This is a genomic window from Limosilactobacillus reuteri subsp. porcinus (assembly GCF_036621895.1).
Classification (GTDB): domain Bacteria; phylum Bacillota; class Bacilli; order Lactobacillales; family Lactobacillaceae; genus Limosilactobacillus; species Limosilactobacillus reuteri_J.
Genome location: NZ_LN887343.1, coordinates 1 through 15,468, shown reverse-complemented (window position 1 = coordinate 15,468; position 15,468 = coordinate 1). Strand labels below are relative to the sequence as shown.

Sequence of the window (15,468 nt, the reverse complement as noted above, 5' to 3'; positions counted from 1 at the left end):
TTGACGGGTGGTTATGATTAAATGATAGTGATAATTAATGCCTAATAGCTAATTTTCTGTTATAATATAAAACCGTTTTAAGAAGAGTCGAAATCTTCAGCAGTAGCCTATCCTATACTGTTGAAATCATAATCAGAGTAGGTTACCCATTTGTAACAACCCTGTGTATTATTTTTAGGAAGGAAATTAGTATGATCTATTTTGATAATAGTGCGACGACAAAGATACTACCGGATGTTTTGTCGACATACGAAACCGTGAGCCAAAAGATTTGGGGGAATCCAAGCAGCTTACATAATTTTGGTGAAAATGCTTGGAACCTTCAAGAACAGGCACGCCAGCAGATCGCAAAGTTATTCGGGATTAAGCCTAGTGAGATTATTTTTACTAGTGGTGGTTCTGAAGGAGATAACTGGGTAATCAAAGGAACTGCAATGGCTAAGCACCGTTTTGGCAAACACATTATTACGACTAGTGTTGAACATGCGGCTGTAAAAAATGCATTGGAGCAACTAAAAGACTTCGGATTTGAGGTTACCTATCTCCCGGTTGATAAAGAGGGACGGATCAATCCCGCTGATGTTAAAGCCGCTATTCGTCCAGATACTATTTTAGTGTCTATCATGGCAGTTAATAATGAAATTGGAACGATTCAGCCAATTAAAGAAGTGGGAGAAATCCTTAAAGATTATCCAAACATTCACTTTATGGTGGATGCTGTTCAGGCAATTGGTAAAGGATTAGATGACCAAGTATTTAGTGATCGTGTTGATTTTGCCACTTTTTCTGGTCATAAATTTCATGCTCCACGAGGAACCGGTTTTGTTTACGTCAAGAGTGGGCGCAAGTTAGAGCCTTTGATTGCTGGTGGTGGTCAAGAGCGGACACTACGAAATGGAACAGAAAATACACCTGGTAATGTTGCAATGGCAAAAGCAATTCGGTTAGTAAAGGAAAATGAAGCGGAATCAGTAAAACGTGAACAAGCAATTAAAGAACGGATTTGCGACCATTTAAGTAAATTTGATCATGTAAAATTGATTTCTGGCCGCGATCAAGGTTTCGCTTCCCATGTACTGTGCTTTGCAATTGTAGGAGTTCGGGGTGAAACGATTGTTCATGCCTTTGAAGACAAGGATATCTATATCTCAACTACTAGTGCTTGCTCGTCTAAAAAGCATTCCGAAGCCGGAACATTAGCTGCCATGAAGGTTCCAGAAGATATTGCAACAAGTGCGGTTCGGATTAGCCTTGGGGATCAAAATACCCTTGAAGAAGCTGATCAGTTTAATAAAACATTTGATGAATTATACGCTGGCTTTAAGAAAATTATTGAATAAAATCTGAAAGGAGGACATAACGTGCAATATACAGAAATTATGGTTCGTTATGGTGAGCTTTCGACAAAGGGACATAATAAAAAGTCCTTTATTGATCGTTTAGGGGTAAACGTACGAAAGGCCCTTCATAGCTTTGACCAGGTAAAGGTGCATGCACAACGTGATCGGTTGCATGTTGAATTAAATGGAGTTGACTATGATCAAGTGATGAATCGCTTGAAGTTAGTGTTTGGGATTCAAAACTTCTCGCCATCAATTAAAGTTGATAAGACTTTTGAAGCGACTGCAGAGGCAGCAGCGCAGATGATCGCTGAACAAGTTGATAAGCCAATTACCTTTAAAGTGGAAACTCGTCGATCAGATCACCAATTTGCAATTGATACCTTTGAAATGAACAACAAGCTAGGAGGATACCTCTTAGATAAGTTTCCTGATAAATTAAAAGTTGATGTTCATCATCCAGACCTAACTTTACGAGTTGAGATCCGTCTTAATGGGATTTTCCTTTCAAGTGAAACGATTAAGGGTGCTGGTGGTTTGCCAGTTGGTACCGCTGGTAAAGGAATGATGATGATGTCTGGTGGAATTGATTCACCAGTAGCTGCTTACCTTGGGATGAAGCGTGGCGTTTCAATGGAAATGGTTCACTTCTTTAGTCCGCCATATACTAGTCCCCAAGCTTTAGCAAAGGCCAAGCAATTAACTGAACGTCTTGCAAAATATAGTGGAAGTATTAAGTTTATTCAGGTGCCATTTGCCGAAATTCAAGAAACAGTAAAGGAAAAAGTTCCTGAAGGTTACTTAATGACAATTCAACGGCGAATGATGCTTCGGTTGGCAGCTGCCTTAATGATTAAGCGTCATGGTCTGGCTATTTTTAATGGTGAATCATTAGGGCAAGTTGCTTCTCAGACAATGGAAAGTATGCTGGCGATTAATGATGTAACTTCTTATCCGGTATTGCGACCAGTATTGTCATTTGATAAGACCGAAATTATTAAAATTGCCCAAGATATTGATACTTATGATCTTTCAATTCTTCCATATGAAGACTGTTGTACTGTCTTTACACCGCCATCGCCAAAAACCCGGCCAAACGTTGAGCGGGCTCGTGAATACGAAAAACGACTTGATATTGAAGGGTTAATGCAACGAGCTCTTGATGGGATTGAAATTACGGAAATTCATCCTGGTGAAGATTATTTAAACCAAAATGAAGATGTTTTTGCTGAATTACTTTAATTAGGCCTTGACGAGGTTTGATAATTTAGCTATGATACATTTTAATAAGCATTGACCGAAAGAGTAGTAAAGCGGCACCTAAAAAGCGAGATCCTGAGAGTGAGAGAGGATTAGTTAAACTTTATGAAGGTAGTTCGGGAGCTGATATACTGAAATTAATAGTAGGTATGTCCGGTTCATTTACCGTTATGAAATGATAAAGTGGAGTATTTTATACTCAAATTAGGTGGTACCGCGATGATTCGTCCTATCGATTGTGATAGGGCGTTTTTTAGTTAATGCACAAAATAAAAATGAAGATTGCGTTCTGAAAGGAGTTTCTGCCATGACAGAAAAAGATATGTCAACCAAGTACGATCCAGCGGCGGTTGAAGAAGGCCGTTATCAATGGTGGATTGATCAAGGATTCTTTAAACCAAGTGGTGACAAAAAAGCTCACCCATATTCAATTGTTATTCCACCACCGAATGTTACTGGTAAGTTGCACTTAGGTCACGCTTGGGATACAACTTTACAAGATATGATCATTCGACAAAAGCGGATGCAAGGCTATGATGTATTATGGGTTCCTGGAATGGACCATGCTGGTATTGCTACCCAAGCGAAAGTTGAAGCCCGGCTTCGTAAACAAGGAATTTCTCGTTATGACCTTGGTCGTGACAAGTTTGTTCAACAAGTTTGGGACTGGAAAGATGAATATGCTGATATTATTCACCAGCAGTGGGCTAAGATGGGTATTTCTGTGGATTATGACCGCGAACGTTTTACCCTTGATGAAGGATTAAATAAGGCTGTTCGAAAAGTCTTTGTTGATCTCTACAATAAGGGCTTAATTTATCGTGGAACTTACATCATCAACTGGGACCCACAAGCACGGACGGCCTTATCAGATATTGAAGTTATTCATAAGGATGATAAGGGTGCATTCTACCATGTTAAGTATCCATTTACTGATGGAACTACTTTTAACGGTAAGGATTACATCGAAATAGCCACTACTCGTCCAGAAACAATGTTCGGGGATGAAGCGGTTGCCGTTAACCCTAATGATGAACGGTACAAGGACTTAGTTGGTAAGAAGGTCATGGTACCACTTGTCAACCGGGAAATTGAGATTATTGCTGACGACTACGTAACACCTGAATTTGGTACTGGGATGGTTAAGATTACCCCAGCTCATGATCCAAACGACTTTAAGGTAGGTAAGCGTCACAATCTTCCTGAACTGAATACAATGAATGAAGATGCCTCCATGAACGAAAATGCTGGTAAATACGAAGGCATGGACCGTTTTGAAGCTCGTGAAGCAATCGTTAAGGACCTTCAAGATCAAGGTTATATGTTAAAAGTTGACCCAATTGTTCACTCTGTTGGTCACTCAGAACGAACAGGGGTACAAGTTGAAGCCCGTCTTTCCACACAATGGTTTGTTAAGATGAAGCCATTAGCCGAAGCAGCTCTTAAGAACCAAGATACTGATGACCGAGTTAATTTCGTTCCAGAACGATTCGAACATACCTTTACGCAATGGATGGAAAATGTTCATGATTGGGTTATTTCTCGTCAATTATGGTGGGGTCACCGGATTCCAGCTTGGTATAACAAACAGACTGGCGAAGTTTATGTTGGTATGGAAGCTCCTAAAGATGCCGAAAATTGGGAACAAGATAAGGATGTCCTTGATACATGGTTCTCTAGTGCGCTTTGGCCATTCTCGACGATGGGCTGGCCTAATACTGATTCAGCAGACTTCAAGCGCTACTTCCCAACCAATACTTTAGTTACTGGTTATGACATCATCTTCTTCTGGGTTTCCCGGATGATTTTCCAATCGCTTGAATTTACGGGTCGGGCACCATTTAAGAATGTTCTTCTCCATGGTTTGATTCGTGACGAACAAGGGCGAAAGATGAGTAAATCCTTAGGAAATGGTATTGATCCAATGGATGTTATCAAGAAGTACGGGGTAGATGCCCTACGGTGGTTCTTAATTACTGGTTCAACTCCTGGTCAAGATATTCGTTTTAGCTACACTAAGATGGATGCAGCTTGGAACTTTATTAATAAGATTTGGAACGCTAGTCGTTACGTTATCATGAACCTTGGTGAGATGCCTGCTCCTGTCCTTCCTGATAAGAGTAAGTGGGATTTAGCTGATCGGTGGATTTTGAGTCGGTTAAATGCAATTGTAAAGCAGGTTAACGAACAGTTTGACAAGTTTGAATTTGGTGAAGCTGGGCGGGCACTTTACAACTTCATCTGGAATGATTTCTGTGACTGGTATATCGAAATGACCAAGGAGAAACTCAATAATGAGACTGACGAAGAAAAGAATGATACTAAGAATATTCTTGGTTACGTTCTTGATCAGACCTTGAAGATGTTACATCCAATCATGCCATTCGTTACCGAAAAATTATGGCAATCAATGCCGCATAATGGTGAATCAATTATGGTTGCAGATTACCCAGTTGCTAATGCCGAACTTGATGATCCAGCCGCAACTGAACAAATGAATAGTTTGATTGAATTGATTAAGGCTGTTCGTAACATTCGAAATGAAGCTAATGCGCCAATGTCTAAACCAGTTGACATTTTGGTAAAAGTTGATAGTGATCACTTGGCACAGATGTTGAATGATAACCGGGATTACATTGAACGCTTCTGTCATCCAGAGAACTTAACTATTGGTAAGGATGTTGAAGCTCCTAAGCTTGCGATGAGTGGTATTTTGACTGGAGCAGAAGTTTACATCCCAATGGCTGAATTAGTTGACCTTGATGAAGAACGAGATCGGATGGAAAAAGAGATTGCTAAACTTGAAAAAGAAGTAGAACGTTCACAAAAGAAGCTTGGCAATGAAAAGTTTGTTAATAATGCGCCGGAAAGAGTTGTTGAAGCTGAACGACAAAAGGCAACGGAATGGCAACAAAAATTAGCAGCTGCTAAAGAACGCCTTCAATCACTTCAACAAGCTTAGCGTCAATTTATAGTAGGATAATTAACATTTTTAATAATAAATGAAAGTTATATCATTTTATTAAATAGGCTAGACTACTGTGAGAATGCTATTAGCTATAATATTTATAAATATAGTTTAAAATTAGATTAAAAGGGAGCGAGACAGAAGTCACTTGTGACTTCGTTTTCGAGCCCCCGCAAGTAACAATAGGCCTCCAATGTTCGGTTTTGCCGGACGTTGGAGGCCATTGTTGTACTGCGTATTTGCTTTTTATGAAAGTAACTTAACTTATGTCACAGTCCCTTTCTTAGTATGAAAAAGTAATCATACATTGTTTGGAAATGTTTATCTATTGATAGGGATTGAATAACTGATAATTAAGCGGTTTATTTAAAAATTATTTCACATATTTACCATTTATTTATTGTAATTATTTATCACAAGTATTATGATTAATTGTGGAGAAACAGGAAACGGTTTCAACTATTCTTTTTATCGATATACTTCGGAGGGAGGTATTTATAATGACTATTCTTAGTCTGGCACGTTTCCAATTTGCCATGACGACGGTTTACCACTTCTTCTTTGTTCCTTTCTCTATTGGAACAGCTTTTATCGTCGCCATTATGGAAAGTATGTACGTTTCAACTAAAGACGAGACGTACAAAAAAATGGCAAAATTTTGGGGGAATATTTTCTTGCTTAGTTTTGCTGTCGGTGTTGTTACAGGTTTGATTCAGGAATTCCAATTTGGGATGAACTGGTCAGATTACTCACGGTTTATGGGTGATATCTTTGGTGCGCCATTAGCCCTCGAAGCTTTGCTATCATTCTTTATTGAATCAACATTTATTGGCTTATGGGTATTCACCTGGAAAAAGGTTAAGCCAGGGTTGCACCTTTTCTTTATTTGGATGACAAGTTTTGGCTCTTTAACATCTGCTTTATGGATTTTAACTGCCAACTCATTCATGCAACACCCAGTTGGTTATGAAATCAAGGGTGGCCGTGCAGTAATGATTAATTTTGGTGCATTGCTTAAAAACCCCCAATTATGGTATGAATTTGGACATGTTATCCTTAACGCTATCATGATGGGTGGTATTATTATTGCTGGTTTAACAGCATTCCAACTTCTTAAGAACCAAAAACTTTCTGAAGCTAATAAGAAGTTTTACAAGAAGTCAATGCGTTTAGGACTTTTAATTTCATTGATTTTCTCTATTGGTGGAATTGCGTTAGGGGATGCCCAGATGCAATACTTAATCAAAGAACAACCAATGAAATTTGCAGCTACTGAAGACGTCTTCACGACTACTGGTAAGCATGCACCGTGGACAATTGTTGGTATTGCCGATATGAAAGACCATGAAGTAAAAGGCAATATCGATATTCCCTATGCCCTAAGTATTTTGTCATACCACAAAACTACTGGTGCGGTTACCGGGATGAATGAACTTAATGCCCAATATAAGAAAAAGTATGGTAAGAATCTTGATTACTATCCACCAGTAAATACATTATTCTATAGTTTCCGGATTATGTGTGCAGTCGGTGCTTGGATTTTCTTAGTTTCACTTGTTGGATTAATTATGACTAGGGAAAAGAGCAAGAAACCACTTGCACAACGCCGCTGGGCACTTTGGTGTATTGCAATTACCACTTTCTTACCATTTATCGGTAATACTGCTGGTTGGTTTGTAACAGAATTTGGTCGTATTCCATGGACAGTTTATGGCTTGTTTACAATTGCCGAAAGTGTATCGCCAAATGTTTCAGTTGGATCATTATTGACATCAAATATTGTTTACTTTGTATTATTTACAACTCTTGCAATTACATTAATTTGGTTAATTGTTCTTGAGTTACGTAAAGATCCATCGGAAGCAATTGAACCTAAATTCAAGAAGGTTCTTGACCCATTTGACAAGGAGGCGTTCTAGATGAGTTTTCTTCAATTATTATGGTTTGTATTGATTGGAGTGCTTTTTGCCGGCTTCTTCTTCCTAGATGGATTTGATTATGGGGTAGGAATGGCGGTCGAAACACTTGCTCATAACGAATCAGAGCGTGATCAACTTGTGCGGACAATTGGACCGGTTTGGGATGCAAATGAAGTATGGTTAATCACGGCTGGTGGTGCAATGTTTGCATCTTTTCCATATTGGTATGCTAGTCTTTTCAGTGGATATTACTTAATCTTAATGATTATCCTAGCTGGTTTAATTATCCGTGGTGTTTCCTTTGAATTCCGTAAAAATAGTCCAATGCCACAAAAGCGGATCTGGGATTGGGCATTAGCAATTGGTAGTGCAATCGTTCCATTTTTCCTTGGTATTATGTTTGTTAGCATGATTCATGGAATGCCAATTGATGCTAACGGCAATTTTCACGCAGGATTCTTTGACTATTTCAACTGGCTTTCAGTTGTTGGTGGGATTGCCTTATTGCTTTTAACCTACTTACATGGAATTAATTATATTGTCTTAAAGACGACTGGTCCGGTTCAGGAACGAGCCCGGAACTATGCTGAATTTTTGTACTGGATTCTTTATGCTGGCGAAGTTGTCTTTGCATTATTATTAATCTTTATGACTGACTTTATGGCTGTTCACCCAGTTGGTACAATCATCATGCTTGTATTGATTGTTGGTTTTTCAGTCTTGGCTCAAGCAGAAACCTTTGCTGGTCATGAATTGGTTGCATTTATTTCAAGTGGGTTAACATTAGTATCATTGGTTGTATTGATCTTTATTGGTCTCTTCCCACGAGTACTAATTAGTAGCATTAGTCCGAAATACAGCATTCTTATTCAAAATGCTTCCTCAACAGAATATACGTTGACAGTGATGACAATTGCTACTTGCTGTCTTTTACCATTTGTTTTGGCATATACAATCTGGGCTTACTGGATTTTCCGTAAACGGATTGCAATGCCAGCTATTCCGGAGGTTAAATAAAAATTTATGATTGATCGACTACTCTTTAAAATCGAGGGGAGCAGACATATCATGATTAAGCTTGTGGGGCTTTATGTCCTGCAAGCTTTTCTTATCCTTGGTCAGGGATTAAGTTTGGCTGCTTTACTAACAGGCTTATGGCAGGGACATTCTCTTTTAAGTCAAATATATGGCTTAGGTGGATTTATTGCTTGTTACCTTTTGCGTCATGGGCTAACCGAAATTGGGAATGATTGGCTTGATAAGTATTCGGCTAATGCTGCCCAAAACTTTCGTCAGCAATTATTAAAAAAAGTCTTTGCGCTTGGACCGGTAATTGTTCAGCGGGAGGGAACCGGTAATATGGTTACTCTGGCCCTTGATGGCATTAAAGAAGTCGAAAATTATATTCGACTCATCTATAGCAAGGTGATCAGCATGATGATTATTCCAGTCATTATTTTGGTTGTCTGTTTTTGGCTTGATTGGATTTCTGGCATTGTTATGCTGTTAGTTTATCCTTTGATTGTTTTATTCATGATTATTTTAGGCTATGCAGCGAAGGCTAAGGCAGATCGACAGTTTGCAGCTTTTCAAATATTGTCTAATCACTTTATTGATTCTTTGCGGGGAATTGACACATTGAAGTATTTTGGCCTTAGTAAAAAGTATTCGCAAAGTATTTATCGGTCAAGTGAGCGTTTTCGCAAGTCAACAATGAGCGTGATTAAAGTGGCGATGTTATCAACGTTTGCTCTTGATTTTTTCACTACATTAGCTATTGCAATCTTAGCGGTCTTTCTTGGTTTACGGTTAATTAACGGTCATTTATTACTATTCCCAGCACTAGCAATCTTGATTTTGGCACCTGAGTATTTTTTGCCAATTAGGAACTTTGCAAGTGACTATCATGCAACATTGAATGGTAAAAATTCATTTCATGCTGTTCGGCGAATTCTTGAGATGCCATTACCAAAGAAGCCGAATGTTGAGTTACACCAGTGGACAGGAGTCGATGAGTTAAGTCTTGAGAATGTTGAGTTTATGTATCCTCAAAATGGCAGTGAATTAACAAACCTTGATTTAACAGTTAAGGGTAATCAAAAAATTGGCATTATTGGGATGAGTGGAGCCGGAAAGACAACTTTAATTAATCTTTTGAGTGGCTTTTTGGCGCCGACAAGTGGCCAAATTACCATTCAAGGGAAAAAAGTAACGACTTTGGATATTCATGACTGGCAAAAACAGATTCTCTACATTCCACAGACTCCCTATATTTTTGCAGATACGTTAAAAAATAATATTGCCTTTTATACTCCAAATGTCAGTGAAGATAAAATAAAAGAAGCAATTCATGTTGTCGGCTTAGATAATCTCGTTGCTGAATTGCCTCAAGGACTAGAGACGATGATTGGCAGTGGTCACCGAGCATTAAGTGGTGGGCAGGCACAGCGAATTGCCTTAGCACGAGCATTTCTTGATCCAGAACGTCGGGTAATGATTTTTGATGAGCCAACCGCCCACCTTGATATTGAGACCGAGCTAGAGTTGAAAAAAAGAATGCTTCCGTTAATGGAAAATAGGTTAGTCTTTTTTGCTACCCACCGTTTGCATTGGATGAAGCAGATGGACTACATTTTAGTATTGAAGAATGGCAAGCTAATTGAACAAGGAACGTATCAGCAGTTGCTTGATGAACATGGTTACTTTACAGAACTGATGGACCAAACACGCGGAAAGGAGATAACCCATGAATAAGATTCCTTTACTTAAAGCAATGAAACATGATCGGTGGGTAAAACCCTTCCTGAAGCGTTATAAGTGGACCTTGGTATTAGCAATTACCCTGGGGATTGTTACCTTTATTTGTGCTAGTGGATTGATGTTCACCGCGGGCTATTTAATCAGTAAGTCCGCAACGATGCCTTTTAATATTTTGTTAGTATATGTTCCCATCGTTCTTACTCGGGCCTTTGGGATTTTTAGACCGGTGACTAATTATTTTGAACGATTGGTTAGTCATAATTGGGTTCTTAAAATGACTTCTGCATTTCGTAAAAAGCTTTATGATTCGTTAGAGCAGGATGCCGTTTTCTTTAATAGTAAGTATCGAATTGGAGATATTCTTGGGTTGCTTTCAGAAGACGTTGCCCACATTCAAAATTTGTATTTACGAACGATTTTTCCGATGCTAGTTGCATTTGGGCTTTATGCCATTATCGTTATTGGAATGGGAATAATCTCTCCACTAATGGGGCTTTTAATGTTAGTTCTATTTGGTTTAATCATCATTGCTGTTCCCGTGTGGTCAGTGCTTGTTAATGGTGCACGCCAGCAACTAGAAAAGCAATATACCAATACCTTGTATGCTGATCTCACTGATAATATCATGGGGATTACAGACTGGGTATTTGCGGGGCGAAGTGCGGATTACCTGCAGCACTATGATCAAAGCGAGAAAAATGTATTAGCATCTCAAAAAGCGATGAAACGTTTTGAACATTGGCGTGATTTTATTCTTCAGGTAATGATTTTATTGGTGGTTGTTAGCCTTATTATCTGGGGAGCAGCGCGTTTTGGCGGTCATTGGGGAGGTAGTGCAAATTGGATTGCGGCCTTTGTTCTTTGTGTCTTTCCCCTTGATGAAGTGTTGTCTAGCTTGCCAGCAGCTGCTCAAGAAACTAATGTATATACCGATTCATTAAAGCGATTGAATGAACTGCCGCAACCGCCAGCTCCTTCTAAGGTTAACGTTGAGATTGCCGCTCCTTATCATCTAAAAATTACGGATGTTTATTATCGCTATCCTAAAACAGAGAAGATGATCTTGCGGGGGATTAATCTTGATGTTAAGCCAGGCGAAAAACTTGCCATTCTTGGACGGAGTGGGGCCGGAAAGAGTACGCTAGCTAGTTTAATTCGTGGAGATCGGAAGCCTACGTCGGGCACTGTTACTCTTAATAATGTACCAACGGATGAATTTGGCGATGAGATTTCGAATTATATTGGGATCGTTCACCAATCACCATACTTGTTTCATACCACAATCTTAAATAATGTTCGTTTAGGGAATGAGGATGCGACAGAGGATCAAGTATGGGATGTCCTTGAACGTGTTGGGTTGGCCGCTATGATTAAGCGACTGCCAAAAGGACTTCATACGATGGTTGATGAGGCAGGGCTACGGTTTTCTGGCGGAGAGCGTCACCGGTTGTCTCTTGCCCGCATTTTGCTCAAAGATGCGCCCATTATCCTTTTAGATGAACCAACTGTAGGCTTAGACCCGGTAACAGAAGAAAAGGTAATTGAGACTTTTATGGAGCAGTTACAGGGAAAAACTTTGATTTGGATTACTCACCATTTACAAGGGATAGAAATGATGGATCAAGTTGTTTTCATCGAGGATGGTAAAATTTCAATGCAAGGCAGCCCGGCAGAATTACAAAAAACAAATGAACATTACCGGGCGTTAAAAATGGCAGATGAGGGTATCTAGCTAGGTTAGAAATGTTATAATAAAGTAGGACTATTGATGAAGGGATGAATAGTAATGAAAGAAGTTGTTGTACTTGGAGCTGGTTACGCTGGCTTAAAGACGGTCGTATTATTACAAAAAAAGCTAAAAAATAATGTTCATATTACACTAGTTGATCGTAATAATTATCATTATGAAGCTACTGATTTACACGAAGCTGCTGCGGGAACGCAAAGTGCTTCAAGGATCACTTATCCAATTAGTGATGTTATTAATCCACAAATTACTACCTTTATTCAAGATGAAGTTGTAAAGATCGATCCTGATAAAAAGACAGTTAAACTTGCTGGTCATGAAGAGCTACTGCACTATGATTATTGTGTATTAGGACTCGGTTTTGTTTCAGAAACCTTTGGAATCCCTGGTGCTGAAGAAAATGCATTACCGATGACTAATGTTAAAGAAGCTTTAGCAATTTATGACCATATCATTGCCAAAATGAAAGATTATCGTACCACTCACAATCCTGATGATCTTCAAATTGTTATTTGTGGTGGTGGATTTACTGGAATTGAATTGGCAGGGGCCCTTGTTGACGCTCAAGCAAGTTATGCCAAAATCGCTGGAGTTTCACCAGATGAAATTAAAATTACGCTGATTGAAGCTTCAACAAGATTACTTCCAATGTTTAGTGAAAAACTTGCTGAATATGGGGTGAACCTTGTTAAGAGCCTTAACGTACAACTACTTGATGGTTCACGGATTAGCAAGATTGAACCTGGCAAGGTTATCTACAAGCATGGAGATGATGATGAAGAGTCCCTTAATGCTGGTACAATCATCTGGACAACTGGAGTAAGTGGTAATCCATTGATGGAAGAATGTGGCTTTGATGCTAAGCGTGGCCGGGTAATCGTTACTGACCACTTAACAGACCCTAAGCATGATGATATTTATATTATTGGGGATGTTGCTGCCGTAATGCCACCGGATGGTAAACGCCCATACCCAACCACTGCACAAATTGCCCTAGCAATGGCTGATTACACAGCTGAAGACATTGTTAGCCGTATTAAGACTGGCAAGCATGAAGCTAAGCCATTTACTTACAAGTCCTTAGGAACAGTTGCTTCCGTTGGTAATACGCGGGCATTTGGTGAAGCAATGGGTCATGAATTACGTGGATATCCTGCTTCAGCAATGAAGAAAATTATTGCTGACCGTTCCTTGTTAGAAACAGGTGGTTTGAAAGAGCTATTTGCTAAAGGACGATTTGACTTATATCACTAGAAAATGAATGAGGCTGAGAAAAAACTTTTGTTTTTTCAACAGCCTCGTTTTTATACTTATATGCTAAAAAGGTATGGCTATAATAAATAAAGGGTGAAATAAATGATTAAAACTTATGATGAAGCATTATCTTTTATCCATGGACGAACACAATTCAAGAAAATTCCAACACTCACACGGATGAAACGATTCTTGGCAGAATTAGGGAACCCACAAAAAGGACTTAATTACATTCACGTTACAGGAACTAATGGTAAGGGATCAACCGTTGCAATGATGCGGTCTGCTTTACTGGAAAGTGGTCTTACTGTTGGAAGTTTTACATCGCCTTTTATTACACGATTTAATGAACGGATTGAGTACAATGGAATCCCAATTAGCGATGATGACCTTTTAAGATTAGTTCAAAAAATCGCCCCAGTTGTCAAAAAACTTGATGATATATTAGAAACAGGCGGCCCAACTGAATTTGAAATTGATACAGCATTAATGTTTTGCTATATGGCTGAAAAGAAGCCCGATGTTGTATTGCTTGAAGTGGGGATTGGGGGGCTATACGATTCTACTAATGTAATTACGCCAGTTGTTAGCGTGATTACGACAGTTGGCTGGGATCATATGAAGTATTTAGGTGATACTTTGGCTAAGATTGCGGCCCAAAAAGCGGGAATAATCAAAAAAGGCGTCCCGGCTGTTTTAGGTGACCTTCCAACTGAAGCGCGCGAAACTATTCTTGCAGATGCAAAGGAGAAAAAATCCCCGGTTTTTGAATTAGGAAAAGACTTTACTGTTCACAAACTTAATGGTCATCAGTTCCACGCGAAAATTCGGTATCAAGGAAAAAATCTGAAAAAAATAGAAACAATTCTTGGCTTGCCGGGCGACTATCAGATAGAAAACGCAGCAGTTGCTTTGATGGCTGTTGAGCTTTTTATGGAGAAGCATGGACTGGCAATTGATCGCCGTGCTTTGATTGCGGGATTAGAAAATGCTGCTTGGCCGGGTCGATTAGAAGAAATAAATACTACTCCTCTGGTCTTACTAGATGGCGCTCATAATCTTCCTGGTGTTCAGGCCCTAGTTCATACTATTAAGAATGATTTTGCCGATCGGGAAGTTTACCTTTTGGTGGCGATTCTGGCTGATAAGCAATATGAATTAATGCTTGGTGAATTAGCAAGTTTGGGGAATGTTCACTTAACCGTCACTCACTTTGCTGGCCCCGGTCCTAAAAGGCCAAGTGCAGACTTAGCAAAGGCTATTGCTGATATTCCAACTAAATACCCCATCCAGACTATTAACGACTGGCAATTAGGGATCGGGCAGGTGGCAAGTCAAATGAGTGCGGATGATGTAATGATTATTACTGGTTCTCTTTATTTTGTTTCAGATATTCGTAAATTCTTTTTAAATTAAAAAGTGTAAAAGTACAAATTTTCCGTATTTAAATATATAGAGTGTAAAAAGGAGAATTATTTATTTATGGAAAATGAAGTGATTAACGAATATACAAAATTAGTCTGGACGGCTATTCCTGATAAACTGGGAACAAAGAAACAGGAATTATGTCAACGTTTCTTACGTAAGTGTCCTACTCCATTAGCAATTAAACGGCTTTCACGTATTGAAAAAAATGAGATAAATGAATGGGCGCCAGAAATGCTTAACTTTTTTGCTGCCATTGAACTAGGGAAGATAGTAACTAAAAGTCACGAAGAAATTATTGGCCATGCTTATTCGAGCATCGAATTAGGCCGCAAGATGGTTGACCATTTTCAAAGTGAGGAGCAAGAAAGTGTTTGTATTGCTTGTACAGATATCCATAACGAGATAATTGATTGGAAGATTTTGTTTGTAGGCGGCGGATGCGAATGTATTCTTTATCCTGATAAGATTTTTCAATATGCGCTCCGGTGTTCAGCCCAAGGAATTATTATGATCCATAATCATCCGACGGGAGACATTCATCCTTCCAAGCAGGACGAATCTTTCACTCGCCGCTTAGAACGAGGATGTGAGATTATTGGACTTCATTTAGTTGACTTTATGATTGTTGGTCGCGATACATACCATAGTTGGCGTGAAGCTAGTCTCGTTAATGAGCTTAAAAAGTAAAGAAACTTTTAATTTATTGCAATAATTACGTTTTCTTTGTTCGTATTAATGTAGTTAGTGTAAGATTTTCATAGGTTGGATGAATAATTCATCTGGTCGTGGAAA

The 15,468-nt window shown here is 39.0% G+C and carries 10 protein-coding genes and 1 other annotated feature; all 10 genes read left to right on the top strand.

Features of this window, described 5'->3' with window-relative positions; all coding sequences use genetic code 11:
- Positions 1-191 precede the first annotated feature (191 nt).
- The 10 genes from AACL61_RS01750 (at position 192) to AACL61_RS01705 (ending at position 15,363) form a co-directional block, all read left to right on the top strand.
- Positions 192-1,340, top strand: a complete 1,149-nt coding sequence (locus AACL61_RS01750; protein WP_339110901.1) for a cysteine desulfurase family protein — start codon at positions 192-194, stop codon at positions 1,338-1,340.
- Positions 1,341-1,361: 21 nt separating this feature from the next.
- A complete protein-coding gene (gene thiI, locus AACL61_RS01745; protein WP_003671958.1) occupies positions 1,362-2,582 on the top strand; it encodes a tRNA uracil 4-sulfurtransferase ThiI in 1,221 nt (406 codons plus the stop codon).
- Positions 2,583-2,624: 42 nt separating this feature from the next.
- Positions 2,625-2,835 (top strand) — a binding site (T-box leader).
- Positions 2,836-2,907: 72 nt separating this feature from the next.
- Positions 2,908-5,562, top strand: coding sequence for a valine--tRNA ligase (locus AACL61_RS01740; RefSeq protein WP_339110900.1), 2,655 nt, complete (start codon positions 2,908-2,910; stop codon positions 5,560-5,562).
- Between the two features lie 506 nt (positions 5,563-6,068).
- Positions 6,069-7,487, top strand: coding sequence for a cytochrome ubiquinol oxidase subunit I (locus AACL61_RS01735; protein ID WP_339110899.1), 1,419 nt, complete (start codon positions 6,069-6,071; stop codon positions 7,485-7,487).
- Entirely contained in the window at positions 7,488-8,504 is a 1,017-nt protein-coding gene (gene cydB, locus AACL61_RS01730; protein ID WP_102816783.1) for a cytochrome d ubiquinol oxidase subunit II, read from the top strand.
- 6 nt (positions 8,505-8,510) lie between these two features.
- Positions 8,511-10,241 carry a thiol reductant ABC exporter subunit CydD gene (gene cydD, locus AACL61_RS01725; protein ID WP_086141962.1) on the top strand — a complete coding sequence of 577 codons (1,731 nt, stop codon included), beginning with the start codon at positions 8,511-8,513 and terminating at the stop codon, positions 10,239-10,241.
- A complete protein-coding gene (gene cydC, locus AACL61_RS01720) occupies positions 10,234-11,979 on the top strand; it encodes a thiol reductant ABC exporter subunit CydC (protein WP_086141963.1) in 1,746 nt (581 codons plus the stop codon). The genes cydD and cydC overlap by 8 nt, the downstream gene beginning before the upstream one ends.
- A 54-nt stretch (positions 11,980-12,033) precedes the next feature.
- Positions 12,034-13,248 carry an NAD(P)/FAD-dependent oxidoreductase gene (locus AACL61_RS01715; protein ID WP_086141964.1) on the top strand — a complete coding sequence of 405 codons (1,215 nt, stop codon included), beginning with the start codon at positions 12,034-12,036 and terminating at the stop codon, positions 13,246-13,248.
- A gap of 102 nt (positions 13,249-13,350) precedes the next feature.
- A complete protein-coding gene (locus AACL61_RS01710) occupies positions 13,351-14,664 on the top strand; it encodes a bifunctional folylpolyglutamate synthase/dihydrofolate synthase (RefSeq protein ID WP_102816787.1) in 1,314 nt (437 codons plus the stop codon).
- Between the two features lie 66 nt (positions 14,665-14,730).
- Positions 14,731-15,363 (top strand): JAB domain-containing protein, encoded by a 633-nt coding sequence (locus AACL61_RS01705; RefSeq protein ID WP_003667605.1) that lies wholly within the window; start codon positions 14,731-14,733, stop codon positions 15,361-15,363.
- Positions 15,364-15,468 lie beyond the last annotated feature (105 nt).